The organism is Paucibacter sp. B51 (genome assembly GCF_027863535.1).
Lineage (GTDB): Bacteria > Pseudomonadota > Gammaproteobacteria > Burkholderiales > Burkholderiaceae_C > Paucibacter_A > Paucibacter_A aquatilis.
On sequence record NZ_JAPIVN010000001.1, the window covers coordinates 1,656,657 to 1,683,067 of the forward strand.

General features: G+C 67.0%; 26 protein-coding genes and 1 riboswitch. Of the genes, 14 read left to right on the top strand and 12 right to left on the bottom strand.

Annotation, left to right across the window (positions count from 1 at the left end; translation table 11 throughout):
- The first annotated feature begins 164 nt into the window (after window positions 1-164).
- Window positions 165-683: an FxDxF family PEP-CTERM protein gene (locus OOB33_RS07015; protein ID WP_271008150.1), complete on the top strand. Its 519-nt coding sequence runs from the start codon at window positions 165-167 to the stop codon at window positions 681-683.
- A gap of 74 nt (window positions 684-757) precedes the next feature.
- Here OOB33_RS07015 and OOB33_RS07020 read toward each other — a convergent pair whose 3' ends face one another.
- The 3 genes from OOB33_RS07020 to OOB33_RS07030 form a co-directional block, all read right to left on the bottom strand.
- Window positions 758-1,438: a glutathione S-transferase family protein gene (locus OOB33_RS07020; RefSeq protein WP_271008151.1), complete on the bottom strand. Its 681-nt coding sequence runs from the start codon at window positions 1,436-1,438 to the stop codon at window positions 758-760.
- Window positions 1,439-1,595: 157 nt separating this feature from the next.
- Window positions 1,596-2,612 carry a complex I NDUFA9 subunit family protein gene (locus OOB33_RS07025; RefSeq protein WP_271008152.1) on the bottom strand — a complete coding sequence of 339 codons (1,017 nt, stop codon included), beginning with the start codon at window positions 2,610-2,612 and terminating at the stop codon, window positions 1,596-1,598.
- Window positions 2,609-4,789, bottom strand: a complete 2,181-nt coding sequence (locus OOB33_RS07030) for a lytic transglycosylase domain-containing protein (protein ID WP_271008153.1) — start codon at window positions 4,787-4,789, stop codon at window positions 2,609-2,611. The genes OOB33_RS07025 and OOB33_RS07030 overlap by 4 nt, the downstream gene beginning before the upstream one ends.
- Before the next feature lie 88 nt (window positions 4,790-4,877).
- Here OOB33_RS07030 and OOB33_RS07035 point away from each other — a divergent pair, with 88 nt between their 5' ends.
- Together OOB33_RS07035 and OOB33_RS07040 are read left to right on the top strand one after the other, a co-directional pair.
- Window positions 4,878-5,558 (top strand): 5-formyltetrahydrofolate cyclo-ligase, encoded by a 681-nt coding sequence (locus OOB33_RS07035; protein WP_271008154.1) that lies wholly within the window; start codon window positions 4,878-4,880, stop codon window positions 5,556-5,558.
- 13 nt (window positions 5,559-5,571) lie between these two features.
- Window positions 5,572-6,474, top strand: coding sequence for a hypothetical protein (locus tag OOB33_RS07040; protein ID WP_271008155.1), 903 nt, complete (start codon window positions 5,572-5,574; stop codon window positions 6,472-6,474).
- A 6-nt stretch (window positions 6,475-6,480) separates the two neighbouring features.
- On the opposite strand, the gene OOB33_RS07045 is transcribed toward OOB33_RS07040, so the two are convergent.
- Window positions 6,481-7,545, bottom strand: a complete 1,065-nt coding sequence (locus OOB33_RS07045) for a LysR family transcriptional regulator (RefSeq protein ID WP_271008156.1) — start codon at window positions 7,543-7,545, stop codon at window positions 6,481-6,483.
- A gap of 134 nt (window positions 7,546-7,679) precedes the next feature.
- On the opposite strand from OOB33_RS07045, the gene OOB33_RS07050 reads away from it, so the two are divergent.
- Window positions 7,680-8,012 carry a DUF2917 domain-containing protein gene (locus OOB33_RS07050; RefSeq protein ID WP_271008157.1) on the top strand — a complete coding sequence of 111 codons (333 nt, stop codon included), beginning with the start codon at window positions 7,680-7,682 and terminating at the stop codon, window positions 8,010-8,012.
- 30 nt (window positions 8,013-8,042) lie between these two features.
- On the opposite strand, the gene OOB33_RS07055 is transcribed toward OOB33_RS07050, so the two are convergent.
- The gene (locus OOB33_RS07055) at window positions 8,043-8,441 is read right to left on the bottom strand and encodes a TfoX/Sxy family protein (protein WP_102768258.1); all 399 of its coding nucleotides are present in this window, start codon (window positions 8,439-8,441) and stop codon (window positions 8,043-8,045) included.
- 109 nt (window positions 8,442-8,550) lie between these two features.
- On the opposite strand from OOB33_RS07055, the gene OOB33_RS07060 reads away from it, so the two are divergent.
- A complete protein-coding gene (locus OOB33_RS07060; RefSeq protein WP_271008158.1) occupies window positions 8,551-9,114 on the top strand; it encodes a 5-formyltetrahydrofolate cyclo-ligase in 564 nt (187 codons plus the stop codon).
- 37 nt (window positions 9,115-9,151) lie between these two features.
- Window positions 9,152-10,474, top strand: a complete 1,323-nt coding sequence (gene pepQ, locus OOB33_RS07065) for a Xaa-Pro dipeptidase (protein ID WP_271008159.1) — start codon at window positions 9,152-9,154, stop codon at window positions 10,472-10,474.
- A 535-nt stretch (window positions 10,475-11,009) separates the two neighbouring features.
- Here pepQ and OOB33_RS07070 read toward each other — a convergent pair.
- From OOB33_RS07070 to OOB33_RS07095, 6 genes are all read right to left on the bottom strand, one after another.
- Window positions 11,010-11,636 carry an OmpW/AlkL family protein gene (locus OOB33_RS07070; RefSeq protein ID WP_171828222.1) on the bottom strand — a complete coding sequence of 209 codons (627 nt, stop codon included), beginning with the start codon at window positions 11,634-11,636 and terminating at the stop codon, window positions 11,010-11,012.
- Between the two features lie 148 nt (window positions 11,637-11,784).
- Window positions 11,785-12,630, bottom strand: coding sequence for a methylenetetrahydrofolate reductase [NAD(P)H] (metF, locus tag OOB33_RS07075; RefSeq protein WP_171828223.1), 846 nt, complete (start codon window positions 12,628-12,630; stop codon window positions 11,785-11,787).
- Window positions 12,627-13,403, bottom strand: coding sequence for a TlyA family RNA methyltransferase (locus tag OOB33_RS07080; RefSeq protein WP_271008160.1), 777 nt, complete (start codon window positions 13,401-13,403; stop codon window positions 12,627-12,629). The genes metF and OOB33_RS07080 overlap by 4 nt, the downstream gene beginning before the upstream one ends.
- 151 nt (window positions 13,404-13,554) lie before the next feature.
- Window positions 13,555-14,991 (bottom strand): adenosylhomocysteinase, encoded by a 1,437-nt coding sequence (gene ahcY / locus OOB33_RS07085; RefSeq protein ID WP_102768251.1) that lies wholly within the window; start codon window positions 14,989-14,991, stop codon window positions 13,555-13,557.
- 132 nt (window positions 14,992-15,123) lie between these two features.
- Window positions 15,124-15,246, bottom strand: a riboswitch (S-adenosyl-L-homocysteine riboswitch).
- Window positions 15,247-15,326: 80 nt separating this feature from the next.
- Window positions 15,327-16,430, bottom strand: a complete 1,104-nt coding sequence (locus OOB33_RS07090) for a DNA glycosylase AlkZ-like family protein (RefSeq protein ID WP_271008161.1) — start codon at window positions 16,428-16,430, stop codon at window positions 15,327-15,329.
- 11 nt (window positions 16,431-16,441) lie between these two features.
- Window positions 16,442-17,104, bottom strand: a complete 663-nt coding sequence (locus OOB33_RS07095) for a DUF2238 domain-containing protein (protein ID WP_271008162.1) — start codon at window positions 17,102-17,104, stop codon at window positions 16,442-16,444.
- A gap of 179 nt (window positions 17,105-17,283) precedes the next feature.
- On the opposite strand from OOB33_RS07095, the gene OOB33_RS07100 reads away from it, so the two are divergent.
- Complete coding sequence (locus tag OOB33_RS07100; protein ID WP_165794596.1) at window positions 17,284-18,249, top strand: chemotaxis protein CheX; 966 nt, start codon at window positions 17,284-17,286, stop codon at window positions 18,247-18,249.
- 92 nt (window positions 18,250-18,341) lie between these two features.
- Window positions 18,342-18,713: a response regulator gene (locus OOB33_RS07105; protein ID WP_102768247.1), complete on the top strand. Its 372-nt coding sequence runs from the start codon at window positions 18,342-18,344 to the stop codon at window positions 18,711-18,713.
- A 307-nt stretch (window positions 18,714-19,020) separates the two neighbouring features.
- Here the strand turns inward: OOB33_RS07105 and metK are convergent, their stop codons facing one another.
- Window positions 19,021-20,199, bottom strand: coding sequence for a methionine adenosyltransferase (gene metK / locus OOB33_RS07110; RefSeq protein ID WP_271008163.1), 1,179 nt, complete (start codon window positions 20,197-20,199; stop codon window positions 19,021-19,023).
- Window positions 20,200-20,376: 177 nt separating this feature from the next.
- Between metK and OOB33_RS07115 the strand changes: the two genes are divergently transcribed.
- The 6 genes from OOB33_RS07115 to OOB33_RS07140 are packed head-to-tail and all read left to right on the top strand — an operon-like array spanning window position 20,377 to window position 26,403.
- A complete protein-coding gene (locus OOB33_RS07115) occupies window positions 20,377-21,303 on the top strand; it encodes a lysophospholipid acyltransferase family protein (protein WP_271008164.1) in 927 nt (308 codons plus the stop codon).
- Entirely contained in the window at window positions 21,304-22,191 is an 888-nt protein-coding gene (locus OOB33_RS07120) for an LpxL/LpxP family acyltransferase (protein WP_271008165.1), read from the top strand.
- Between the two features lie 36 nt (window positions 22,192-22,227).
- On the top strand, window positions 22,228-23,097 hold the full coding sequence (gene dapF, locus OOB33_RS07125; protein WP_271008166.1) for a diaminopimelate epimerase: 870 nt from the start codon (window positions 22,228-22,230) through the stop codon (window positions 23,095-23,097).
- Window positions 23,094-23,828 carry a DUF484 family protein gene (locus OOB33_RS07130; protein WP_102768242.1) on the top strand — a complete coding sequence of 245 codons (735 nt, stop codon included), beginning with the start codon at window positions 23,094-23,096 and terminating at the stop codon, window positions 23,826-23,828. The genes dapF and OOB33_RS07130 overlap by 4 nt, the downstream gene beginning before the upstream one ends.
- Window positions 23,803-24,822 carry a tyrosine recombinase XerC gene (locus OOB33_RS07135; RefSeq protein WP_102768241.1) on the top strand — a complete coding sequence of 340 codons (1,020 nt, stop codon included), beginning with the start codon at window positions 23,803-23,805 and terminating at the stop codon, window positions 24,820-24,822. Before OOB33_RS07130 ends, OOB33_RS07135 begins: the two co-directional genes overlap by 26 nt.
- 30 nt (window positions 24,823-24,852) lie before the next feature.
- The gene (locus OOB33_RS07140) at window positions 24,853-26,403 is read left to right on the top strand and encodes a hypothetical protein (protein ID WP_102768240.1); all 1,551 of its coding nucleotides are present in this window, start codon (window positions 24,853-24,855) and stop codon (window positions 26,401-26,403) included.
- The last annotated feature ends 8 nt before the right edge of the window (window positions 26,404-26,411 follow it).

Genomic DNA, 26,411 nt, shown 5'->3' on the forward strand with positions numbered 1-26,411 from the left:
CAAGGGGGCTTCTGTTCTTCTGTGCGCTCTTCGAGCTGCGAGCCCCGCGGATCGGGGGGGTGTTCAGGGGTGAATGTCGGTACAGTCGCGCTGAGCGCGCCGATTGAGCGCGGCTCAGCGCAGGCGATCATGCCAGTGCAAGCACACCACGGACGGAGTTGAGTATGTTGATGCGCAAGATGATGAATCTGAATTCGGTGTTTGCCGCGTCCGTGCTGGCCGTGTGTGCAGGTGGCGCGTCGGCCGCCACCTTGAGCGAAGCGAGTTATTTTGACGGCAGCACCTTTGTCTACGAGTTCGGTGCTCGCCAAATCACGGCTGCGGATGCGGCCGGTTCCTTTTCCTTTTTGCTGAACGCCAGCGATTTCGGGTTCAGCTCCCTGCTGGGCAGCTACGCCGTGTCGGGTGACATCAGCGGCAGCCGCTTCCAGATCTCCGAGGTCAAGATCAACGGCACGGCCTGGGTTTTGGGCGCCAGCGGCAGCAATATCGACCTGGGTTCCCTGAGCTTCCCGGACATCAATTCCGTGGAAGTCACCGTGTCCGGCGCGCGTCTGGGTGCCGGCGCCAACTTTCAGGGTTCGTTGGTGCTGACCCCGGTGCCGGAACCTGAAACCTATGCCCTGCTGCTGGCGGGCCTGGGGGTCGTGGGTTTTGTCGCTCGCCGGCGCAAGGCGGTCTGAGCGGACGAGAAGCCAGTTTCCCCATGAAAAAAGCGCCGTGAGGCGCTTTTTTTGTGGTCGGCCGCGTGCGAGCCTCAGGCTTGGGTTCGGTAGGGCTCATCCTCGGCGATGAAGTCGCGCTCGGCCAGGGCATCGGCCACGAAGGCCTGCACCGCCGGGTGCGCCTCGATGGCCTGCACATAGGCCTGCGCCGCGGCGGACAGCGGCAGGCCGTAGCGGGTGACACGCATCACCACCGGGGCGAAGTAGGCGTCGGCCGCGCTGAAGGCGCCGAAGAGGAAGGGCCCGCCGCTGGCGGCCAGGGCCTCGCTCCAGAGCGCGTCCACGCGGGCCAGGTCGGCCTTGAGCTTGGGCTCGGTGGCCAGCAGGCGGGTGCCCACCGCCTGCAAGTCCGCGTCGATATTCATCGGACACAGGCTGCGCAGGGTGCCAAATCCGGCGTGCATCTCGGCACAGAGGCTGCGGGCGCGGGCGCGCTGGCGGGCGCCGCGCGGCCAGATGGCGTGCTCGGGGTGCTGCTCGGCCAGGGTTTCGGTGATGGCCAGGGTGTCCCAGATGACGAAACCATCGTCTTCGACCATCAGCGGCACCTTGCCCACCGGAGTCAGCGCGGCCAGGGCCTGATAAAAGGCCGAGCCGGGGGTGAAATCAAAGCGCAGCTTCACCTCCTCGAAGGGGATGCCGAAGGCCTTGAGCAGCACCCAGGGCCTCATGGACCAGGAGGAGTAGTTCTTGTTGCCGATGTAGAGCTTCATGGGGTGGGTTCTTTCTGGTCGTCGGACGGGCTTGCAAAGAGCGGCCAGCTTAGCGAGCCAGGCCGCTGAAACTGAAAGCCAGGCCGCTGATATTCACGCATGAGCTTGATGCGCTGAACGCATCAATGCATGCCCGCGGCGGGCCTTGGGCTTCGCCTCAGCGCCCCGCCTTCATGCGCCAGGCATCGAGCCGTCCGCAGCCCTGTTGCTCGGGCCGCAGGTAGTCGGGCGCCACGGCCGCCATGGCACTGGGCGTGATGCCCAGCGCGGCCAGACCCGGCAGGGCCGGGCCCGCGGCGCCCGCCACATTCGGCACGCGCATGGAGCCCAGGTTGTCACGCGACATCAGCGGCTCGCCAGGCAACATTTCCATCATCAGCGCCTGTGCCCAGGCCAGGGGTGCGGGCAGGGGCAGGATGGGGCGCGGGTGGCCGCTCCAGCGGCCGGCCCGGCGCACGATCTCGGCCAGGCTCAGCACCTCGGGGCCGGCGATCTCGTAGGTCTGGCCGATGGTGGCTGGGTCGGCGATGCAGCGCCGGATGGCCGCCGCCACATCCTCCACCCAGACCGGCTGAAAACGCGCCTCGGCGCCCGCCAGCGGCATCAGCGGGAACAGGGCCTGCAGCTTGGCGAACAGGTTGACGAAGCGATCGCCCGCGCCGAACACCACCGAGGGGCGCAGGATGCTGAGATCCAGATCGGGCGAGGTCTGCAGCACCGCCTCGCCTCCGGCCTTGGAGCGCAGATAACGCGAAGGGCCCTCGGTCTGCTCATCGACCGTGGCGCCCACGCCGAGGGCGCTGATGTGGATCAGGCGGCGCACGCCGGCCGCCCGACAAGCGGCCGCGATCTGGCGCGGCAGCTGCACATGGTTGCGCTGGAACTGGGCCTCGCTGCCTTGCAGGATGGCGATCAGATTGACCACCACCTCGTGGCCGGCCACCAGGGCTTGCAGGGTCTCGGGCCGGTGCACATCGGCCTGCAGCACGGTCAGCCCGGGCAGGCTCTGGATGGCTTGCAGGCCCGGCGCGTGGCCCAGGCGGCGCGTCGGCACGGTGATGCGGGCGCGGCCGCCCTGGGCCTGCACCAGCTGCTCGCACAGGGCGCGGCCGATGAAACCGCTGCCGCCCAGGATCAGGATGGACGGGCTGCTCGAATCGATGGCGATGCTCATGGCAGGGGCTGCTCCTCGGGAACGATGTCGGTGCCTGCGCTGCGCGGGCCGATGCTGCGCCCCAGGCGGCCCTTGAGGCTGCTGGCCTCGGGGCCCAGGCCCAGCAGCTGGGCGTAGACCGCGCTGTTGGTCAGCACCTTCTTCACATAGTCGCGGGTTTCCAGAAAGGGCACGTTCTCGGCCCAGATGGCCGCCTCCAGCACAGGGCCATCGCGCCAGCGGCGCGGGCGGCCCGGGCCGGCGTTGTAGGCGGCTGCGGCCATGGCGTAGGAGCCGCCGAAGTCATCAAGCACCAGCTTCAGGTAATGGGTGCCGATGCGCAGATTGAAGTCCTGCGTCTTCATCAGCTCGGGGCTGTAGCTGAGGCCGGCCTTCTTGGCCGTCCAGCGCGCCGTGGCCGGCATCACCTGCATCAGGCCCGTGGCGCCGACAGATGAGCGGGCGTCGGCGATGAAGCGCGACTCCTGGCGGATCAGGCCGTAGACAAAGGCCGGGTCCAGGCCGGCCTCGCGGGCTTGACCAAGCAGGGCGTTGCGGAACGGGGTGGGGAAGCGCTGGGCCAGGTCGAACTCCTGGCGGCTGCGGTCGCTGCTGTTGATGCAGCGGTCCCAGAGTTCGCGCTCGCAGGCCAGCTGGGCGGCGGCGCGCAGCTCGCGGTCGTTCAGGCCGCGCAGGGAGAAGTTCCATTCGCGGTTGCCCTCGCTGCGCAAGCCCAGCTGGATCAGCATCAAAGCCCGGCCCAGGCCCGGGTGGGCTTGCGCCTGGTTGCGCTCGGTCGGGCTCAAGGCGCTGGGGGCGGGCGGAAGGGCAGGCTGCAGGCCCAGCTCTTCGGCGGCCAGGCGGCCGTAGTAGTGCAGGGCGGCCTGGGGAGCTTCGGCCATGGTCTGCAACAGCTTGCGCGCTTCGTCCCGCTGCGCTTCGCCGGCGGCGCCCGGCGCGGCCGTGGCCAGCAGGGCGCGTGCGCGCCAGTAGGGCCAGGGCGGCAGGTCGCGCGCTTCGCGCAGCTCGCGGGCCTGGCGGGCCTCACGGGTCTCGCGGCCGTGACGCAGGCCTTCATAGGCGCCAGTCACCAGATCCAGGCCTTGCAGGGCCTGGGTCCAGCGGCCGCTGCGCAGCGCGGCGCGCACGATCCAGGCGCGGGTCTCTTCGCTCCACTCAGGTGCCAGTCGCCCCTGCAGCTTGAGCGCGCGCTCGAAGTGATAGCTGGCCTCGGCTTGCAGCTTGAAGGCCGCTTGGCGACCGATTTGCGCCCAGGCCCAGGCCTGCAGGTCTTGCGGCAGCTCGCGCTGCCAGCGCTTGTTCATGGCCTCGGCCGCAGCGCCCGGGTCGGTGGCCGCCAGCCGCATCAGTCCCAGGCTGGCCAGTTCGGTGTTCTGCCGGGGGCCGCCGCGCGCCTTGCGCGCCATGTAGCGCGCAGGGTTGTCGAGCAACTCTTTCAGGGCCAGCTCCACGGGCTTGCCCAGCAGGCTGGCGGCTTGACGTGCGGCCGGCAGCTTGAGCGATTCAAGCGAGAGTCGCAGCTTGAGCCAGAGGTCGGCCTGGTTGAACTGCTTCTGGTCCAGCCAGGTGCTGGCCAGCAGACCACAGCCTTCGCTGGCCTCGCGTTGCGCGAGCCAGGCGGCGCGGGCCGTTTCGCGCGCCACGGGCCGGCCGTTGAAATGCTCGGCCAGCAGGGCGTAGCAGGCGACCTCGCGGTCGTCGCGCATCTGGTAGGCGGCGTGGTCCTTGGCGAAGTTCTTCCAGTCGCGGCGGCCCCCCAGTTCGAGCAGCCAGTCGTTGCGCAGGCGGTCTTCGACGTAGGAGCCGGGCCAGCGGGCGTAGAAGGCGTCGAGCTCGGGCTGGGTGGCCTCGGCCAGGCGCTGGCCGATCTGCCAGTAATCCACCCAAGGGGCGAGCGGGTGCTTGAGCTCCTGCGCGGCCACGTTCAGGGCCGAGAGTCGGGCGCGGTTTTTCTGGCGCAGCGCGTCTTGCGCGTCCAGGATCAGCTCGGGGTTGGCGCTGGCGCTGCTGGTGGCTGCGGGCTGGGTCTGGGCCACTGCCGGTGTGATGCCGGCCGCCAGCCAGACGCTCACAGCGCAGGCCAGCGCCAGGCTCAGCGGGCGTGCGCGACGCGCACGACGATCGGGGGCTTCCCCAGCCTGAGGCCGGACTTCTGCTTCATATACTGCCAAGAACATGGTCCCACTGCTTTCTTCGGTCTTTTTTGCTGCCATCTCAACGATTCAGGCGGGCCGGATGGCATCGCTGGCCTGAGGAACCCCGCACATGAGCAACCCCACACCGGCTTCGTCGTCTGCACCCAGCCACACCACACTGTCGCACGAGCGGCCCGCCCTGCGCGCGCAATTGTTGGCCCAGCGCAGTGCCTGGCTGGCCACGCCGGCCGCCCATGCCGCCAGCGCCGCCCTCGGCCAGCATCTGCGCGAGCTGCTGCGCCAGCTGGCGCCGCAATGTCTGGGCATTTACTGGCCGCTGGACGGCGAGTTCAACCCGGCCCCGCATCTGCTGAATTTGGCCGCCATGTTGGAGTCTGAGGCCGAAACTGAAGCGGACGAAGAGGATGACGAGTTCGACGATGACGGCCAGGCCGAGCCCCTGCAGTTCGCCCTGCCTTACGCCTACAAATCGCCGCGCCGCATGGACTACCGCCGCTGGGATGGCCCGCTCGACGGCCCGGCGCCGGCGCTGCTGGACGAGTGCGGCATCCCGAGCAGCAAGGGCGGCCTGCTCGTGCCCGATGTGGTGCTGGTGCCCTGCGTGGGCTTCACCCGCGAGGGCTACCGCCTGGGCTATGGCGGCGGCTATTACGACCGGTGGTTGGCGGCCCACCCCGGCGTCACCAGCATCGGTCTGGCCTGGAGCTTGGGCGAGGCGTCCTTTGCCGTCGAGCCGCATGACCAGGCCTTGACCCTGGTGCTGACCGAGCGCGAGGTGATTTCGCCTTGAACCGCTTGTGGGAGTGCGCGAGTTGAAGGGCGCGCTGAGCCGCCGGAGCTGCCTGGGCCGTGCGCTGTCGGCCCTGTCTGCTGCAGTCTTGCCGCCATCCGAGGCCATGGCGGGCGAGGCCGTGCCGAGCTCCATACAGGCTGCGGTTCCGGCCGATGTGATGGTCGACTACGGCCGTTTTCTGAACCGCCGAGATCCGTTGACCCTCAGCGATTTTTCCGGCCCGCACTCGCGCCGCGATGTGGTCGAGGTGGTGCTGCTGCACCAGGCTTTGGCCCTGGGCGGCTGGGCCCAGCCGCTTGAGTTTGTCGACATGCCCTCAGGCGAGCGTTTGTTGCGGGAAATCAGTACCGGCCGGCTGGTCTGCAGCGCCACCACCTATTGGGAGCAGGACACCAGGGGCTCCGGGCAGGGCGTGATGCTGAGTCGCGCCATGGTTCAGGCAGGCGAATTCGAGGCCGGGCTGTACACCGTCGAGAGCAACCGCCGCGCCATGAGCGCGCGCAGCCTGGCCGATGTGCGGGCCCTGAGCGTGCTGTCCAACCGCAACTGGGTGGTCGACTGGGCGACGCTGGAACAACTGGGCATCCACCGGCGCCAGCACGTCACCAACTGGGAGCTGATGCCGCGCATGGTGGAGGCGGGCCGGGCCGATCTGCTGCTGGCGCCGTTCCAGGCCACGCCCGATCTGTCGCTGACCGTGGGCAAGGTGCGCCTGGTGCCGATCCCGGGCCTCAAGATCAGCCTGCGCGGCACCCGTCACTACCTGCTGGCGCGCGAGCACCCGCAAGGCTTCGGCCTGCGCAGCGCTTTGGACATCGGCCTGCAGCGTCTGCTGCAACAAGGCGTGGTGCGCAAGGCCTACACGCAGTCGGGCTTCTTCAATACCAAGACGGCGTCCTGGGCCCGGCTCTAGCCGGACTCAGGCCTCGGCGGGCCTGTTGCTTTCTGATTTGCTTGCTGTGTTGGCTGCTGCTTCGGCTGTAGCGTCGGCCTCGCCAATGTCCGCCCGCGTTTGCGCCGCCTGCGCGCTGACCCAGTCGCAGAACTGGCGCACTTCGGTGCGCTCGCGGCTGTGGCGGGATTGCAGCTGCCAGTAGGAGATGGGGCTGCTCATGCGGCCGGCCGGGCCGAAGGGCTCGACCAGATCGCCGCGATGCAGCTGTTCGCTGACCAGGGCCACGCGCGCCAGTGCCACCGCTTGTCCGGCCAGGGCTGCTTGCACTTGCTGGTAGGTGAAGTTGAGGTACATCCAGCGGCGCGGCTGCAGCTCGCCCACGCCATGCGTTCGCAGCCAACGGCGCCAGCCCAGGTATTCGGTGCTGGCGCGCGAGTCGTCTTCTTCGGCCAGGCTGTAGGCGGCCAGATCGGCCGGTCGGCGCAGGGCAGGGGCTTCGCCGGCCGCGGCACGCTCGGCGGCCCAGCGGCCGATGGCCGGGGTCAGCGTCTCGCCGAACAGGCGCTCGGCACCGGGCGGCGTCTGTTCTTTCGAGATGTAGCGCAGGGCCACGTCGAACTCGCTGTCGTCGAGATCGATCACCACATCATTGGCCGAGACGCGGATGTCGATGTCCGGATGTTCGCGCTGGAAAGCCTCCAGCCGCGGGATCAGCCAGAGCGAGGCGAAGGAGGCAAAAGTGGTCACATTGACCACACGCCGGCCGCGCGACTGGCGGATCTGGCGCACTGTCTGATCCAGCCGTTCGAGCAAAGGCAGGACCTGCTGGCGCAACACCGCGCCGTCAGCGCTCAGCTCCACAAAGCGTGTGCCGCGCAGGAACAAGGTGCAGCCGATCTCGTCCTCCAGCGATCGGACCTGGCGGCTGATGGCCGATTGGGTCAGGTGCAGCTCTTCAGCCGCGGCACGAAAACTGAGCAGCCGGGCCACCGCCTCGAAGGCGCGCAGGGGGCCGATGGACAGCGGCCGCTGCCGGCTGGACAGGGGCAGCCGAGCGGGTTGCGGGTCGGAGGGGTGCTTGCCATTCATGCGCGAATGGTATCAATCGTCTGCGGCAGTCTCATTGGACGCCGCTCCGGGGGAACCCTAGTATTCACTCATGTCCATGAGGGTGTTTGCAAGGTCTGTGTCACCTCGGGACGGGAACAGCGGGAGCAGTAATCATGAGTGAATCGCAAGCATTGTGGCGCCTGGCCGAGGGTGAGGCCCTGAGTTTCAAGATCGGCCCCGGGGCGCGCGAGTTGCGCGTGAGCAGCGGCCGCCTCTGGTTGACCCAGCCTGGCCGCCCCGACGCACCTTCAGAGGATGTCTGGCTGCAGGCCGGTCAATCCTTGGCCCTGGCCTCGGGCAGCCAGGTGGTGATCGAGGCTTGGCCGCAGGCCGATTTTCAGCTGCTGGTGCCGCCCTCGGCCTGCCCGGCGCTGCAGGCGCGGCTGGGTGAGCGGCGCGCGGCGGCTCAGGAGCGGAATGCCATGGGCGGCCTGGCGGCAGCCTGAGGCTTGACGTCTGAAACCTGAGGCCTCACTTCAGCGCGGCGCTGCCTTCTTGGCGGCGGCCGGCTTCTTTTTCGCCGCAGGTTTTGGGGCCTTGCTCGCCCGCGCCCGCAACGCGGCCCCCAAGGCCAGGCGCGCCCAGGGCACCATCAGAGCGGGGGACTCCATGGCCTCCTCGGGCGCCACAAAATAGCCCAGGCTCAAGACCTGACCCTCGCGCTCGTACTGGAAGGGCGCGCAGCCGGCGGCTTCGAACTGCGGCCGGCTTTCGGCGTCGGCTTTCAGGTAGAGCTGATCGAAGGCGATCAGGGCGATGAAGATGTCGTCGACATAAATGCCCCAGCCGCCAAACATGCGTCGGCTGCGCAGCGGCCCCAGCGGGGCGAGCAGCTCCAGGCTGTGGTGGAGCAGTTCTTGGGAATCCTTGGACATGGGTCAAATATAGGGGCTGTTCCTGCCTGAGCGCGGCGCGAAGTCCGCTCACAATCGCGAGGCCTTCCGAATTGCCTGCCCGTATGTTCCCAGGGAGTTGTCAGTGGACATGAACGACCGCGCCGCCTTGCGCCACAAGCTGATCCAGGATCGCCTGAACCTGCCCCACCGGCTGGAGCTGGCCGAGCAATTGCAAAGCGTGCTGCGGGTCTGGCTGGTGCGGCGGCGTGAATTGACCATTGGCGCTTACTGGCCGATCAAGGGCGAGTTCGATCCGCTGCCGGCGCTCTACCGCTGGAGTGAGGCCCACGCGGATCGACGCATCGGCCTGCCGGTGGTGGACAAAGAGCACGGCACGCTGCGCTTCCATGTCTGGTACCCCGGCTGCCCGATGGAGGACGATGCCTACGGCATCCCCAAGCCCAAAGACACGGCCACCTTTGAGCCGCAGTTGCTGCTGGTGCCCTGTGTGGGTTTCGGGCCCTTCGGCCTGCGTCTGGGTTATGGCGGTGGTTTCATGGACCGCACCCTGGCCGAGCTGCAGCCGCGGCCGGCCACGGCGGGGGTGGGCTATGCCCATGGCTTTCTGCCCATGCTCAAGGCCGAGCCGCATGATGTGCCGCTGGATGCCGTCTTGACCGAAGAAGGTGTGGTCTGGGACCGCGAAGGCTGAGCATTCTTCAGCCCGCCATGGCCGACAATCCGCAGCCATGAGCACGACGACCTACGCCCAACACCTGGCCCAGCTGCAAACGCAGCTGGAAAGCGCCCTGGCGCGCACCGGCTTTGACGCGCTGCTGATCGCGTCCGGCATCGAGAAGTACGCCTTCCTTGACGACCGGCCCTATCTGTTCCAGCCCAACCCGCATTTCAAGCATTGGTTGCCGCTGACCCAGCATCCCAACAGCTGGCTGCTGCTGCGCCCCGGCCACCAGCCGCGCGTCGTCTACTACCAGCCCGACGATTACTGGCATGTGCCTCCCAGCGCGCCGACTGGTGAGTGGGTGCAGCATGTGGAGCTGATCGTCATCAGCCGCGCCGAAGACGCCGCCGCCCATCTGCAGATGCCGGGCCGCCTGGCCATCATTGGCGAGGCCGATGCCGCGCTCGAAAGCGTGGTGCCCAACAACCCACAAGACCTGATCCATCTGCTGCACTACCAGCGCGCCTTCAAGACGGCCTACGAGCTGGAGCAGATGCGCGCCGCCTCGCGCCGCGCCGCGCCGGCCCATCTGGCCGCGCGCGATGCCTTCCTGGCTGGTGGCTCGGAGGCTGAGATCCACCGCGCCTACCTGATCGCCGCCGGCCACACCGACCGCGATCTGCCCTACGGCAATATCGTCGCGCTCAATGAACACTGCGCCGTGCTGCACTACCAGTACCAGGACACGCAGCGCCCGGCCCAGAGCCGCAGCTTCCTGATCGATGCGGGCGCGCAAGTGAACGGTTATGCCTCGGACATCACGCGCACCTGGTCGGCCGGTGGTGCCGGCAGCGCCGAGTTCGACGCCTTGCTGGCCGCCATGGAGTCAGCCCAGCTGGCGCTGGTGGACGAGGTCCGCGCCGGGGTGGACTACCGCGACATCCATCTGAGCACCCACCGCCGCCTCGCCGCCATCTTGCAAGACCAGGGTCTGGTGCGCATGAGCGTGGAAGCGCAGCTGGCCGAGCGCGTCACCAGCATTTTCTTCCCGCATGGCATCGGTCATTTGCTGGGCCTGCAGGTGCACGATGCGGGCGGCTTCATGGCCGATGAAACCGGTGCCGTTTCGCCCAAGCCCGAAGGCCACCCCTATCTGCGCCTGACCCGCCCTCTGGCGGCCGGCATGGTGGTGACCATCGAACCGGGCCTCTACTTCATCCCGACCCTGCTGCGCCAGCTGCGCGCGAGTGCCTCGGCCTCCAGCGTGGACTGGGCCAAGGTCGAGCGCCTGAGCCGCTTCGGCGGCATCCGCATCGAAGACGATGTGGTCTGCCGTGCGGAAGGCCCGGCCGAGAACCTGACCCGGGATGCGTTCGCGAGTTTGAGCTGAGGTTGATCGGGCGGGTCTCGGCACGAAGCAGCCTTTGGGTTGCTTGTTGATCGGGCCGGCTGGGCGCTCTGCTCCGTTCATGCCTGGGCCGGCGGCCCAGCCCTTCGCCAGGCACAAACAGTCCTCAGGACTGTTTGAGTCCGGGCTCAGTCCCCCGACCCCAGCGTGCGGCTGGGGTCTCCTCCTTTACTTCACTTCGCAGAGCACCCAGCCGACCTGATCCAGCAAGGCCTTGCTCCTTCGACGAAGACGCCGACCGGTTGAACTGACAAGGGGTGTCGGGTGAGTGCTGAAGCGAAGTAAAGGAGGAGGTCCGCGCGCAGCGCGGGCCGGGGGACATGAGCGGAAGCACTTGCCCGACATCCCTTGTCACAAGCCCAAGCTTCAAGGGCTGCTCTGTGCCGTTTCCAGCCGACGAAAAAAGCCGCTGCGCTTTCTTCAAGCTGCAGCGGCATGGCGTCTTGATCTCAGACGCGGCCACCGTTGAGAGTGGCGTTGGAGATGACAGCGTGAATCTGTCTGGGTGGGCGCCGAATTAGAAGCGGAAGCCCAGACCCACGCCGACCAGGGTGGGGTCGACCTTGAACTTGCCGACTTCGGTGCCGCTGGAGTAGACCTTGGTGCCGATCTGGACCTTCTTCACGTCCACGTTCAGGTACAGGTTCTTGCTCAGCTCGATGTCAGCGCCGACCTGGAAGGACAGACCGTAGCTGTTGCGCTTGATGCTGGGATGCAGGGCAGCGTCCACGGCGGCGTCGAACTTCACGGCTGAGAAGTTGGTGTAGTTCACGCCGGCGCCGACGTAGGGGCGGAAGCCGCCGGTCGGGTTGAAGTGGTACTGGGCCGACAGGGTCGGGGGCAGGTGCTTCAGCGAGCCGATGTCGGTGCCCTTGGACTTCAGGGTGTGCTTTTGCGGCACGGTCAGGATCAGTTCCAGGGCGAAGTTCGGGGTCACGAAGTAGCTGAAGTCCACTTCAGGGATGACCTTGTTGTTCACGGTCAGGCCCAGGCCGGTGCTGTCCTTGTTGGCCGAATCCAGGTTCACGGCGCGCACGCGCATCAGCCAGGGGCTTTCTTGGGCGGCGGCGTTGAAGGAAGCGCCAGCCAGGGTGGCGAGAGCCAGGGCGGCGGCGGCGGTGCGAGCAAAAGTCTTGGAGATCATTTTTTGGCTTCCTAGGTATGGGATCAATCAAATCTGTTCCCGATGGAAGCCATTGAATCGCTGCGCAAGGGGTTAACCCTTGATCTGGCGCAAATGCAAAAAGGCCCTCGCGAGGAGGGCCGTTTGGAATTGATCTGACGCAAGAAACTCAGCCGAGGCCGAGGCGTTTGCACAACGCCAGCGTCAGCGCCGATTGATTGAGCGTATAGAAGTGGATGCTGGGCGCACCGCCGGCGATCAGGCGCTCGCAGACGCGCGTCATCACCTCCAGGCCGAACTCGCGGATGCTCGCCGCGTCGTCCATATAGCCCTCCATCTTCAGCGCCACCCAGCGCGGGATCTCGATGCCGTCGCGTGCGGCGAACTGCGCGATGCGGGCGTAGTTGTGGAAGGGCATGATGCCCGGCACGATGGGCGCGTCCACGCCCAGCTTGCGCACTTCGTCGACGAAGTGGAAGTAGGCGTCCGGGTTGAAGAAGAACTGCGTGATGGCCGAGTTGGCGCCCGCGCGCATCTTGGCGGCAAAGTGCTGCAGGTCCTTGGCCGCGTAGCGCTGCTGCGGGTGGTACTCGGGGTAGGCGGCCACTTCGATCTGCCAGTCCGGGCCCTGAGTTTCGCGGATGAAGGCGACCAGCTCCGAGGCATAACGGAATTCACCGGCGGTGGCCGTGCCGCTGGGCAGATCGCCGCGCAGGGCCACCACGCGGCGGATGTTCTGCGCGCGGTAGGTGGCCAGAATTTCGGCGATGTTCTCGCGCGTGGAGCCCACGCAGGACAGATGCGGTGCGGCCTCATAGCCAGCGGCCGCAATGTCCATCACCGTGCTCAGCGTCTTCTCGCGGGTGGAGCCGCCGGCGCCGTAGGTGACGCTGAAGTAATGCGGATTCAGCACGCTCAGGTCTTGCACCACGGTCTTGAGCTTCTCGGTGCCCACCGGGGTGTTGGGCGGGAAGAACTCGAAGCTGACGGGCACGCGGGGTGTTGCAGTACTCATGGCTTGTCTTTCGCATGCTCTGGCGCCTGCGCCCAGAGGAAAAATTCCTTGTTGCCGTCACCGCCGGTGATGGCACTCTCAAAATAGCCCAGCACCTGCCAGCCCTGATCTCGGGCGGCCTGGCGGGCCTGGGTTTCCAGCAGCGGGTATTGCTTGGCGTCCTTGACCAGGCCGCCGCGGGCCAAGGCTTTCTTGCCCAGCTCGAACTGCGGCTTCACCAGCAGCAAGACCTGACCCTGGGGCGCCAGCCAGGCCGCCAGATGCGGCAAGGCCCCCAGCATGGAGATGAAGCTGAGGTCGCCGACGATCAGGGCAAAGCCTTCGGGCGGCGCGTGCTGCACCAGGGTCGAGCCGGTCAGCTCGCGTACATGCAGATGCTCCAGCCCCACCGCCTGGGGATGCTGGCGCAGCTGTTCATGCAGCTGGCTGTGGCCCACGTCCACGCCCACGACCTTGGCTGCACCCGCTTTCAGCAGGCAATCGGTGAAGCCGCCGGTGCTCTGGCCCATGTCCAGCACCGTCAGCCCGCTCACATCCAGGCCGCTTTGCTGCAGCGCGCCCTCCAGCTTGAGCCCGCCGCGCGAAACAAAGCGCAACTCCGCGTCATCGCTGACGCGCAGCTCGCAATGCTCCGGCAACTCTTCACCCGCCTTGCGGATCGCCTGCCAGTCCTTGGGCCCCCGCCACTGCGCCGCGCCGGCCGTGATCAGCCGCTGCGCCGCCGAACGAGTCGGCGCCAGGCCTTTGGAAACTAACAGTTGATCAGCGCGCATAGGTGAAAAGGAAACTCGGTCTTGCCAGGGCGTAGCGAGCGGTGCTCAGGCTAGGCGGACGGAGCGCAGGAACCGGAAGGTACTTGGGGTACCTGAGGATTCCGAGCACCGCCCAACGACGCATGAGCGCCGCGCAGTAGCCCTCCGCCGATCAATAGCGGTAGGTGTTGGGCTTGAAGGGGCCGGTCTTGGGCACCCCGATGTACGCCGCCTGCTCATCGCTCAACTCGCTCAGCTGCGCATTCAGCGTGGTCAGCTGCAGGCGGGCCACCTTCTCGTCCAGATGCTTGGGCAGCACATAGACCTTGCCGATGTCGTACGCGTCCTTGTGGGCGAACAGCTCGATCTGGGCGATGGTCTGGTTGGCGAAGCTGGACGACATCACATAGCTCGGGTGACCCGTGCCGCAGCCCAGGTTCACCAGACGGCCCTTGGCAAGCAGGATGATGCGCTTGCCATCGGGGAAGATGACGTGGTCGACCTGCGGCTTGATCTCGTCCCAGCCACACTTGGACAGCGAGGCGACATCGATCTCGTTGTCGAAGTGACCGATATTGCAGACGATGGCGTTGTTCTTCATCGCGGCCATGTGCTCGTAGCGGATCACGTTCTTGTTGCCGGTGGCGCTGACGAAGATATCGGCCTTGTCGGCCGCGTATTCCATGGTCACCACGCGGTAGCCTTCCATGGCGGCTTGCAGGGCGCAGATCGGGTCGATCTCGGTCACCCAGACTTGCGCCGACAGGGCGCGCAGGGCCTGGGCCGAGCCCTTGCCCACGTCACCGTAGCCTGCCACCACGGCGATCTTGCCGGCCACCATCACGTCGGTGGCGCGCTTGATGGCGTCCACCAGCGATTCGCGGCAGCCGTAGAGGTTGTCGAACTTGCTCTTGGTCACCGAGTCATTGACGTTGATGGCGCGGAACAGCAGGCTGCCCTTGGCGGCCATTTCGTTCAGGCGCAGCACGCCGGTGGTGGTCTCTTCGGTCACGCCGATGATCTCGGCGCTCTTGCGGGTGTACCAAGTCGGGTCTTGAGCGATCTTGGCCTTGATGGCGGCGAACAGGATGCGCTCTTCTTCGCTGCCCGGCTTGTCCAGCACCGACAGGTCCTTCTCGGCCTTCTGACCCAGGTGCATCAGCAGCGTGGCATCGCCGCCGTCGTCCAGGATCATGTTCGGGCCTTCGCCTGGCTCGCCCTTGCCGGCGAACTCAAAAATGCGGTGCGTGTAGTCCCAGTAGTCTTCCAGGGTCTCGCCCTTGTAGGCGAACACCGGCGTGCCACGGGCCACCAGGGCGGCGGCAGCATGGTCCTGGGTCGAGAAGATATTGCACGAGGCCCAGCGCACTTCGGCGCCCAGCGCTTGCAGGGTTTCGACCAGCACGCCGGTCTGGATGGTCATGTGCAGCGAGCCGGTGATGCGGGCGCCCTTGAGCGGCTGGGTGGCGGCGTATTCCTTGCGAATGGCCATCAGCGCCGGCATTTCGCTCTCTGCAATCGTCAGTTCCTTGCGACCCCAGGCGGCCAGGGACAGATCGGCAATGTGGTACTGGTCAGCGGCCAGCGAGGTGGTGGTTTGGGCGGTCATGGATCAGCTCCTTCATGCGAAATATGAAGCCGCTGCATTCATTGCCTGGAGGAGGGGGAGGACGAAAAAAACCGGCTCGGTGCTCCGAACCCTGGTTTGATGCATGCAACCGTTCACCCACGCAAGGACGTCAGCGGGTGAGCGCGGTTGCCAATGAACAGGGCCGAGGGGATGACGAGGCCGCTGTGCAAATTTTTCCGAGCCTGGCCTGGGGGTCTGAAGCCAGACCGGCAGGTTGCAACGCTCCTCGGAACGGACGAATTCTAGTCGCAAGCGCCACTTTCGCGCTTGGAACAGGCCGGGTTTTCCCGCCAATCCCGGCCCGAGTTCAGGTCTCAGGGGGTATCCACACCCAGGAAGCGGGCCATGGCGGCCAGTTCTTCGTCCAGCGCGGCGCTGAAGCCGGGCTCGCGGGGCGCCCTGCCGGCCACATAGCCCAGCTGTGCCTGCAAGCGCCCCTCGGCGCTGCTGACATTGCCCCAGCCGATCACCTCGCCGCGCCAGAGCAGGGGCAGGGCGTAGTAGCCCAGCTTGCGCTTGGGCGCGGGCGTGTAGGCCTCGAAACGGTAGGCCCAGCCCCAGAATTGTTCGAAGCGCAGGCGGTCCCAGACCACGGGGTCGAAGGGGGCCAGCAGGCGCACGGCCTCGTCCAGCTTCCAGCGCTTGGAGCCGGGGTTCTCGCCCTCGGGCCAGAACCAGGTCTGGCCCTCGACCTGGGCCTGGGGCCAAGTCTTGCGTACCTGGGCCAGCACCTGGCGCAGTTCGCCGCGCAGATGCGGCGCGCCATAGCCCAGCAGGCTGCACAAATGGCCCAGGCTACGCGAAGGTAAGGGTGCGTACTTGGCCAGCACCAAGTCCAGCAAGGCCTGGGCTTTCTCGTGCGGTGTGCGCGGATCGGGCGTGTGGGCCACGGCGCTGTAGATGCGCTGGCCTTGCTCACGCTGCTGCACGCGCAGCAGGCCTCGGTAATGCATGCCGTCCAGCAAATGGGTGGTGGCATTGCTGCTGCCGCCCCAGGCATTGCGGGTGGAGCCCAGATTGAAATGCTGCTGGATCTCGCGCGGGTGGCAGGGGCCCTGCGCTTGCACAAAGGCCTGGATGGCCTCGGCCTGAGCGCGCGTCTTGGCGTCCCAGGCGCGCTTGGCGCTGCGCGGATGCATGAGCTTGAGGTGCTCGCGCGGCAGGAAGCCGTAGTTGACCAGGCAATCCTCTTCCACCGCCAGCCGGGTGTAGCGGCGCTCCAGATCGCCAGCGCGGTAGTCCTTGACCCGATGCCTCAGGGTCAGGTCTTGCGCCCGCGCCGGGGCGCGGATCGGGTCGGCCTGGACAAAGCCCAGGCGCTGGATGGCCTGGGGCAGGCTGGTGGGCTTGAACAGGCTGCGCGCCACGGCGTAGCGGCGCAGATCGGGCAGGGTCAGGGTGAGGGCGGCGGCGGGCATGGGCTTTGGTGTCAGTTCTGCGCGAGGCGCTCTAGCGCGCGGTCATGGGCGCGCGCCAGCAGCAGCTGGGCCAGCATGGCGCCCAGCCAGGCCAGGGCCATGTCTTTCTGCGTGTCCCAGGGGTCGCCCTGGGCGCCCAGGAATTCATCGGCGCCCTGACCCAGGGCCACCGCGGCGCCCCATTCGATCAGTTCGTAGATGGCGCTGATGGCCAGGCAGCAGGCCGTCACCACGGTGAACAGCCAGCCGCCGGGCTGCAGCCCGGTCTTGCGCAGCAGCAGCTCGCGTGCTGCGATGGCGGGGATGAAGCCTTGCGCCAGATGGCCGAGGCCGTCGTAGGGATTGCGGCCCAGGGCCAGCATCTCGCGCAGCCAGTCACCCAGGGGCACGCGGGCGTAGCTGTAGTGGCCGCCAGCGATCAGGATCAGGGCGTGGACAAAGATCAGGCCCAGCAGCAAGGGCGTGAGCGGGAAGCGCCGCTGCGTGGCCAGCAGCAGCGGCCAGACCAGCAGCACCGGCGCCACCTCCATCCACCAGGTGGCGGCATCGAAGGCACCCAGGCGGCTCCAGGCCAGCACGGCGAGATTGAGCCCGGCCAGCAGGGCCAGCTGCGTGGCGCTGAGCTGCGCCGGCGGGGTGAATGGGGTCGAACGGGACGAGGGTACAGCAGGCATGCCGGCATTGTGGCCGCCGCCCGAGGCGGGGGCGTCAGGTGAAACCTGGGCTGCTGTGCGATCCCCGGCCTGCAATTGCCCTCAACCTTTGCCGCCGGCTGCCGAAAACCGAGAACGCCCGGGCCACTGGGCGGTGTCGGCCTGCGTGCAGGCCAGGATGGCTTTTCCGTGGACGCATCATGACCGAAACCACCCAACTTGAAGCCAAGGTACTGCTGCTGGAGCATGACGCCGCGCAGTACCAGGTGCTGACCGAGTTTTGCCAGTCCGTGGGCCTGATGGCCTTTCCCCGCTCGTCAGCCGATGCCTTGGCCACCCTGGCCCAGAACAAGGACCTCGGCGGGGTGCTGCTGGCAGAAGACCTGCCTTGCGAGGGCGAGGACGGTCTGCACCTGGCGCGCGCCATCCACAAGCTGCGGCCCGAGTTGCCCATCTTTTTGCGCCGCACCACCGACCGGCCGCTCACGCCCGAGGAAGAAAAAGTGGTGCGCCACCGCTGGAACACCGGCGATCTGGATCACCTCAAGGCCGCAGTCGAGTACTCCATCTTCAGCCTGCGCTACCCGACGCGCCTGGTCTACGGCATCGTCGAGCTGACCCGCTCGGCCCTGGCCGCCATGTTCCCCAATGCCCTGGTGGTGTCCGAGTCGCCCTATGTGGTGCACGATCGCATCATCCACGGCGAGGTCTCCACCCTGATCGCCATCGAGAGCACCTGGTGCCGCGGCTACATGATGCTGCAGACCGAGGAAAGCGCGCTGCGCCAGGGCCTGATCCAGGGCTTCAGCTACGCGGGCATCGGTGGTGATCTGAACTTTCGCGAGCTCAACCACATGCTGGGCGAGACCACCAACCTGATCTGGGGCGCCTTCAAGAACCGCTACATCCCGCCCAAGGCCTTTGCCAACCAGCAGACCCAGGTGCCCATCGTCATCAACCACGAGCACAAATACATCTCCTTTGGCTCGCAGGACCCACAGCTGTGCATCCGCTACCAGCTCTCTGATCCCTTCCGGCCGGGCCTGCCGCCGCTGATGATCGTGCAGCGCTTCATCTTCAATCTGCACTGGTCGCCCGATGAGTTTGCCGAGTTCGACGCCGAGGCGCCCGAGGTCGGCCCCACCGGCGAGCTGGAACTCTTTTGAGCGCGGCCAAAGCCCTAGCCCAATCTTTTACATACTCAATCAATCAATCAAGCCCAGCGTGACCCTCGAGGTTGGCGCGAGGAGGAAGCAAGATGGCGAATGTTCTGGTGGTTGACGACTCCAACACCATGCGCGAAATCGTGGCCGGTTACCTGAGCCAGAACGGCTTTCAGGTCGCCGTGGCCACCGATGGGCGCGATGGCCTGCTGCAGCTTCGCAGCGACCCCGGCATCAAGCTCATCGTCAGCGATGTCAATATGCCCAATATGGACGGCCTGACCATGGCCGAGAAGATCCGCAAGGAGCTGGGCAACAAGGATGTGCGCATCATCATGCTCACCACCGAAGACAACCCCGCCATGCGCTCGCGCGGCAAGGATGTCGGCGTGACCGGCTGGATCGTCAAGCCCTTCCGCGGCGATGCGGTGCTGGCCCCGTTCAAGAAATTCTGCGGCTTGAGCTGAAGCGCGTAGGCCAAGAAAAAAGGCCGCTCCGGGGATCCCGGAGCGGCCTTTTTGTTGGTTCGGTGTTCGCTGGCTTTTACAGCCCACCCGCGGCACGCAGTGCTACAGCTTTGTGGTCTTTGCTCACATCGCTGCGCGATATGAGCAAAGCCCCAAAGCGGCGGGTTCGCCTTCGGCGTCCTCTGGCCCTTAAAGGCCAGCCGCTGCGCGCAGCGCAGCCGCTTTGTCAGTCCGTTGGTCTCTGCTCACGTTGCTGTGCAACATGAGCATCGCCCACGAACCGATGCCTCGCTGGCGCGAGGTGGGCTTACAGCCCAGCTGCAGCACGCAGTGCTGCAGCCTTATCGGTCCGTTCCCACGTGAACTCGGGCTCTTCGCGGCCGAAGTGGCCATAGGCGGCGGTCTTGGCGTAGATCGGGCGCAGCAGGTCCAGCATCTGGATGATGCCCTTGGGGCGCAGGTCGAAGTGCTCGTTGACCAGGGCGGCGATCTTGTCGTCGCTGATCACGCCAGTGCCTTCGGTGTAGACCGTCACATTCATGGGGCGAGCCACGCCGATGGCGTAGGCGACCTGGATCTGGCACTGGCGCGCCAGGCCGGCGGCGACGATGTTCTTGGCCACATAACGGGCAGCGTAGGCGGCCGAGCGGTCGACCTTGCTCGGATCCTTGCCCGAGAATGCGCCACCGCCGTGCGGGCAGGCGCCGCCATAGGTGTCGACGATGATCTTGCGGCCGGTCAGGCCGCAATCACCTTGCGGGCCGCCGATGACGAAACGGCCGGTCGGGTTGATCAGGTACTTCGTGTCCTTCAGCCATTCCTTGGGCAGCACCGGCTTGATGATCTCCTCGATCACCGCCTCGATGAACGCGGGCTTCATCTTGGCGCCGTCGCTCATCTCGGGGGCGTGCTGGCTGGACAGCACCACGGTGTCGATGCTGTGCGGCTTGCCGTCCACATAGCGCATGGTCACCTGGCTCTTGGCGTCCGGGCGCAGGAAGGGCAGGCGGCCGTCCTTGCGCATCTGCGCCTGGCGCTCGACCAGACGGTGGGCGTAGTAGATCGGTGCCGGCATCAGCTCGGGCGTCTCGTCGCAGGCGTAGCCGAACATCAAGCCTTGGTCGCCGGCGCCGATGTTCAGGTGGTCGTCGCTGGCGCGGTCCACGCCCTGGGCGATGTCGTTCGACTGCTTGTCGTAGGCCACCAGCACGGCGCAACCCTTGTAGTCGATGCCGTACTCGGTGTTGTCGTAGCCAATGCGCTTGATGGTGTCGCGCGCCACCTGGATGTAATCCACATGGGCGTTGGTGGTGATTTCACCGGCCAGCACCACCAGACCCGTGTTGGTCAGGGTTTCGGCTGCCACGCGCGACAAGGGGTCTTGGGTGAAGATTGCGTCGAGAATCGCGTCAGAGATCTGGTCAGCCACCTTGTCCGGGTGACCTTCAGAAACCGATTCCGAAGTAAAGAGAAAATCGTTCGCCACTTTTACACTCCTTTGATAGTTCGACGGCGTTGCCGGACTGTCTGGTTTGGAGACGCGGCGAACGCTTTAGCAGCATTTGTTGAGCATCGCTGCCCGGCGGGACTTCAATCACATGAATAAAGCCCGCATCGCCCCGCAAGTTGTTCAGTAACTCGGCGATGCGCTGATTATAGAAATATGTTCCTGCTCCTTCGCCTTCTTTCTAAATGTCCCTTGCGTCTGCTCCATGCCGTCGGCGCGATGGCGGGCTGGCTGACCTTCTGGGCCTCGCCGACCTACCGGCGCCGTTACCGCGCCAATGTGGCTCAGGCCGGCCTGGCCTGGCCGGCCGTGCGCGGCGGCGTGGCGGCGGCGGGGCGCATGATTGCCGAGCTGCCCTGGCTCTGGCTGCGCCCGCCGGGCACGCCGCTCGGCGAGCGCGTCCGCTGGGACGGCGCCGAGCTGATCGAGCAGGCCTTGCAGGACCGGCGTGGTCTGGTGCTGATGACGCCGCACCTGGCCTGCTTCGAGATCTGCGCCCAGGCCTATGCCGAGCGATTTGCTGAAAGTGCCAATGCCCCCATCACCGTGCTGTTCCGCCCGGCCCGCCAGGCCTGGCTGCGCGAGGTGGTGGACGGCTCGCGTGGCCGCCCGGGCCTGGAGACGGCGCCGGCCAACCTGGCCGGCGTGCGGCAAATGATCCGTGCTCTGCGCCAGGGCCACACCATCGGCCTGCTGCCCGACCAGGTGCCGCCTGAGGGCCTGGGCGTCTGGGCGCCGTTCTTCGGCCATCCGGCCTACACCATGACCCTGGCCAGCCGCCTGCTGCAACAGACCGGCGCGCGTGCCCTGCTGATTTGGGGCGAGCGTCTAGAGAAAGGCCAGGGTTTCGTGGTGCATGTGCGACCCGGCCCCGAGATCGGCCGTGAATTGACGCCAGAATCGGCCGCCCTGCACATCAATCGATCCATGGAAGAGCTGATTCTCCAAGCGCCCAGCCAGTACCTCTGGGGCTACCACCGCTACAAGCAGCCACGCGGCCTGGACATCGGCGCTGCGCCGGCTGCCGTGCCGGCGCCAGCGGCTGGACCTGCAGCCGGTCCTGTTGTTGAGTCGGAGCGCTGAATGCTGTCCATCTGGGGCGCCAAATTCTTGGTCGGCCTGCTCTGGCTGCTGCACTTTTTGCCGCTGCCGCTGCTGGCCGCCCTGGGCCGCGGCCTGGGGGGGCTGCTGTGGTGGGCGGCCCGCTCGCGCCGGCGCATCGCCTTGCGCAATATCGAGCTCTGTTTTCCGGAGCTGAGCGCGACCCAGCGCCTGGCCCTGGCGCGCGAGCATTTCGCTTGGATGGGCCGCAGCGTGCTGGAGCGCGGCCTGCTCTGGTTCGCCCCGGCCGAGCGCCTGCAGCGCCTGATGACGATCAAGGGCGACATCCAGCTGGCCCAGCGTGCCGAGACCCCGGTAATGTGGTTGCTGCCGCATTTCGCCGGCCTGGAGTGGGCGGCGCCGGCCCTGATGCTGAACCAGACCTGCCCCGGCGTGGATGTGTACTCGCGCCAGAGCAATCCGGTGTTCGACGCCCAACTGCTGGCCGGCCGCGCCCGCTTCGGCAAGACGGCGTTCGTGGATCGCCACGACGGCATCCGCCCGGTGCTGCGCCTGATCCGCGAGGGCTATGCTTTCTTGAACGCGCCGGACATGGACTTCGGTGCCAAGGACTCGGCCTTCATCCCCTTTTTCGGCGTGCCCGCCTGCACCCTGCTGGCCCCGGCCAAGATCGCGCGCAGCATGGGCATGACGGTGCAGCCCCTGGTGGTGACCATGAAGCCGGGCGGTCAGGGCTATCTGATCGAGGCCTTCGAGGCGCCGGCCGGCTACCCCAGCGGCGATCTGGAGGCCGATGCGCGCACGCTCAACGCCTGGCTGGAGGCGCGCATCCGCGAGAATCCGGCCCAGTACCTCTGGGTGCACAAGCGTTTCAAGACCCGGCCCGAGGGCGAAGCTTCTCTGTACTGAGCCGGGCGGGCGGCGGCCTGGCCTGATAATGCCGCGATGAACCTGCGCTTCACCAAGATGCAGGGCGCGGGCAATGACTTCTGTGTCATCGACGCGACCCAGCAAGTCCTGACCCTCAGCCCCGCGCAACTGCAGCGCCTGGGCGACCGCCGCTTTGGTGTCGGCTGCGACCAGATCCTGGTGATCGAGTCCAGCAGCACGCCTGGCGTGGATTTTCGCTACCGCATCTTCAACGGCAGCAGCGGTGCCGAGGTGGAGCACTGCGGCAACGGTGCCCGCTGCTTTGTGCGTTATGTGAACGAGAAAGGCCTGTCGGCCAAGCGCAGCATCACGGTCGAGACGGTCAACAAGCGCCTGGAGCTGCATCTGCGCGACGATGGCCGGGTCAGCGTTGACATGGGCGCGCCCATCTTCGAGCTGGCCCGCGTGCCTTTCAATGCCGAGGGCCTGAGCCCGCGGCTGCAAGGAGGTTTCGAGCTCTGGCCGCTGGCGGATCTTGGCGTTGAAGTCGGCGTGCTGTCCATGGGCAACCCGCATGCGGTGATGCTGGTGGACGATGTGGACCAAAGCCCGGTGGCGCAGCTTGGCCCCCAGGTCGAAACCCATGCGCGTTTCCCGCGCAAGGTCAATGTCGGCTTCTTGCAGATCGTGTCGCGCTCGGCCGTGCGCTTGCGCGTGTTCGAACGCGATGCCGGCGAGACCCTGGCCTGCGGCACCGGCGCTTGTGCGGCCGTGGTGGCTGGCATGCGTTTGGGCTTGCTCGATGCGGCCGTCGAGGTGCAGACCCGCGGCGGGGATTTGAAGATTGAATGGGCTGGCGCCGGTGCGTCATCGGCGGCCCTGGACGCGCCGGTCATCATGACCGGGCCGGCGCAAACCGTGTTTGAAGGAGAGATCTCGCTGTGAGCAGCCAAGCCCCCACCGTCACCGAGCAGGACATCGCCGACTTTCTGGCCCGCACCCCCAGCTTTTTCGAGCGCCACGCCGAGTTGCTGGCCAAGGTGCAGCTGAGCCACCCGCATGGTGCGCGCGCCGTGTCCCTGCAAGAGCGCCAGGCCGAAATGCTGCGCGAGAAGATCAAAGGCCTGGAGCAGAAGATCATCGAGATGATCCGCAATGGCCAGGAGAACGTGGCCATTGCCGACCGCCTGCACCGCTGGACCCAGGCCTTGATGCTGACCGTGGCCACGGCCGAGCTGCCGGCCGTGCTGCTGAAAGAGCTGCGCCACCAGTTTCTGATCCCGCAAGCCGGTCTGCGACTCTGGGGTGTGGATGCGGCCTTTGCCGAGCATGAATGCGCGCGCCCGGTCAGCACCGATGTGAAGAGCTTTGCCTCCAGCCTGAGCCAGCCTTACTGCGGCGTCAACTCGGGCTTCGAAGCGGCGGGCTGGTTGCAGGCCGCCGATGGCAGCGAGGGCGGCGCCACCTCCCTGGCCCTGATTCCCTTGCAACACGGCACGCCGGCGCGCAGCTTTGGCCTGCTGGTGCTGGGCTCGCCCGACCCGACCCGCTACACCGCCGAGATGGGCACCGAGTTTCTGACCCGCGTGGGCGATATCGCCAGCGCGGCCCTGGCCCGCTGGCTGCCAGCCGCACCGGCGCCCGCCGCTGATGAGCCCGCAGCGCAGGCCGACTGACGCGGCAGCCTCCGAGCGGCCTGCCGAAGCGGGGCCGCTGGCGCCCTTGCTGCAGGCCTATCTCGACCATGTGCGGGTGCAGCGCCGCCTGTCAGCGCGCACCTTGGTGATCTACACCGATGGCCTGCGCCGCTTGCAGGCTCTGGCCGAGGATGCGGGCATTGATCTGTTGCAACTGAGCAGCGCGCAGGCGAGGCGCTGGGCGGCGCGTCTGCATGCATCCAGCGAGGGACGGGCTGGCTTGGGGCCGCGCAGCATTGCCTTGCTGCTCTCGGTCTGGCGGGGCCTCTACCGCTGGTTGGGCCGGGAAGGGCGCGTGGCCTTCAACCCCTTTGATGGCTTGCGGCCACCCAAATCGGCCAAGCCCCTGCCCAAGGCCTTGGCGGTGGATGATGCCGTGCAACTGGCCAGTTACCGCGACGACAGCGCCGGGCAAGACCCGCGCCTGGAGGCGCGCGACCATGCCCTGGTCGAGCTGCTCTACGGCTGCGGCCTGCGCGTGGGCGAGCTGGAGGGGCTGGATGCCTGCGCTGGCCCGCAGGCGCGCGGCTGGTTGGATCTGGAGTCGGCCGAGGCTCATGTGCTGGGCAAGGGCGCGAAACGCCGCTCCGTGCCCATCGGCCAAGCCGCCTTGCAGGCCGTGCGGGCCTGGTTGGCCTTGCGGCCGCAGCTGGCTGCGGCGCAGGAGCCGGCGCTGTTTGTCGGCCCGCGCGGTGCTCGCCTCGGTGCCTCGCAGATCCGGCTTCGGCTCAAGGCGCGTGCGCTGGCAGCGGGCATGCCCACCCATGTGCATCCGCACATGCTGCGCCACTCTTTTGCCAGCCATGTGCTGCAGTCCAGTGGCGATTTGCGCGCGGTGCAGGAGCTGCTGGGTCATGCCCACATCACCACCACGCAGATTTACACCCAGCTGGATTTCCAGCATCTGGCGCGGGTCTACGACAGCGCCCACCCGCGCGCCAAGAAGCAGGCCGCGCCGTCCGACAAGCCCTAGTTCACCGTCTTTCTTTTCCGTTTCTCAACCATGTCCACAACTTTTGCCTGGATCGGCGCCGGCGCTCTGCTGGCTTTCAATGCGGCTGCACAGACCACCCAGCCGAATGGCGAGGCACCGGTGCTGGCTCGCATCAGCGAAACCCGCCCGGCAGCCATCGAGGCCAACTGGACACCGCTGCGCCTGCCCACCGGCAAGCGCATCGCCCTGCTGGGCGGCAGCTATCTGATGGCCATCGATGAAGACTGGGGTTTTGGCCCCAGCGTCTACGGTGCCGCCAAAGGCAATTACGGCGGCGTGTTCACGGTCGGCCTGACCGCGCAGCGACGCTGGCGCCTGGGCCAGAACACCCATCTGGCGGCCAGTCTGTACGCCGGCGCGGGTGGTGGCCTGAGCTCGTCCGAGGTGCGTTTTGGCGGTGGCCTGATGCTGCGGCCCGAGCTGTCCTTGCGCACCGAAGCGGGGGCCTGGTATTCGGGCGTGGCACTCAGCCATGTGAGCTTCCCCAGTGGCAATGTGAAGGGCAGCAGCATCGGCTTTGTTCTCGGCCGTGCCGCCAGCTTCAGCAGCTTTGCACCCACCGATGCCGGACGCTTCGGCCGCTCCACCCAGCGCACTGGCCTGGGCTTTGACGAGATCACCGTGCAAGGCGGCCTCTACAAGCCGCGTGCCGGCACGCGCAACCGCAGTGGTGTGGCCAGCACGGCCCGCATGGGCAAGGCCGGCGCCGATCTGCGCCACTACATCGCCGAGGGCAGTTGGTGGGGTGTGGAAGCGTCGGGCGCGGCCCAGGGCGGCGCTGATGGTTATATGGAAGTGCTGGCCAATGCGGGCCAGGACTGGGCCATTGGCCACCCCTCGCTGCGCCTGGGCGGCCAACTGGCCGTGGGTCTGGGGGGTGGCGGCAATATCGACACCGGCAGCGGCTGGCTCTTGCGCGCCGGCCCCAGCTTGCGTTGGCAAACCCCTTGGGGCCCCAGCGTTCGCCTGGACGCCGGCCTGGCCCGCGCCACCGCCGGCAACTTCAAGTCCGGCTTTGTGCGCCTGGGCCTGAGCCTGCCGCTGGACCGCCCGCCCAGCTTCAATGCCTGGGGCATGGAGGAGAGCAAGCCCGGCGTGGTGCGTACCCAGCAGCTGTTCACCAGCGTTCAACACCTGGGCAAGGTCCGCTTCAAGGATGGCCGCCAGGAGTCCATCACCCAGCTGGGCCTCATGATGACGCGCGAGCTGACGCCCCATGTCTACGGCATCGGCCAGGCCGGCAGTGCGGCCTGGGGCTCGGCTGGCGCCTATTCCTATGGTTTGGTGGGTCTGGGCGTGCAAGCGCGGCCCTGGGCGGCCCAGCCGCGCTGGAGCGTGGGCGCCGAGCTGATGGCCGGCGCGGCCGGCGGCGGCGGGGTGGCCGTGGCCGGCGGCGCCGTGGCGCAGGGCGAGGCCTGGACCCAGCTGAATCTGGGCCAGGAAGAGCGCCTGCGCCTGCGCGTGGGCCTGGGCCAGTGGCGCAGCCTGCGTGGCGACAAGCAAAGCACCAGCCTGCTCAATGTCTCGATCGGCTATGCCTTTGGCAGCCTGACGCGCTGAGCCGCGGC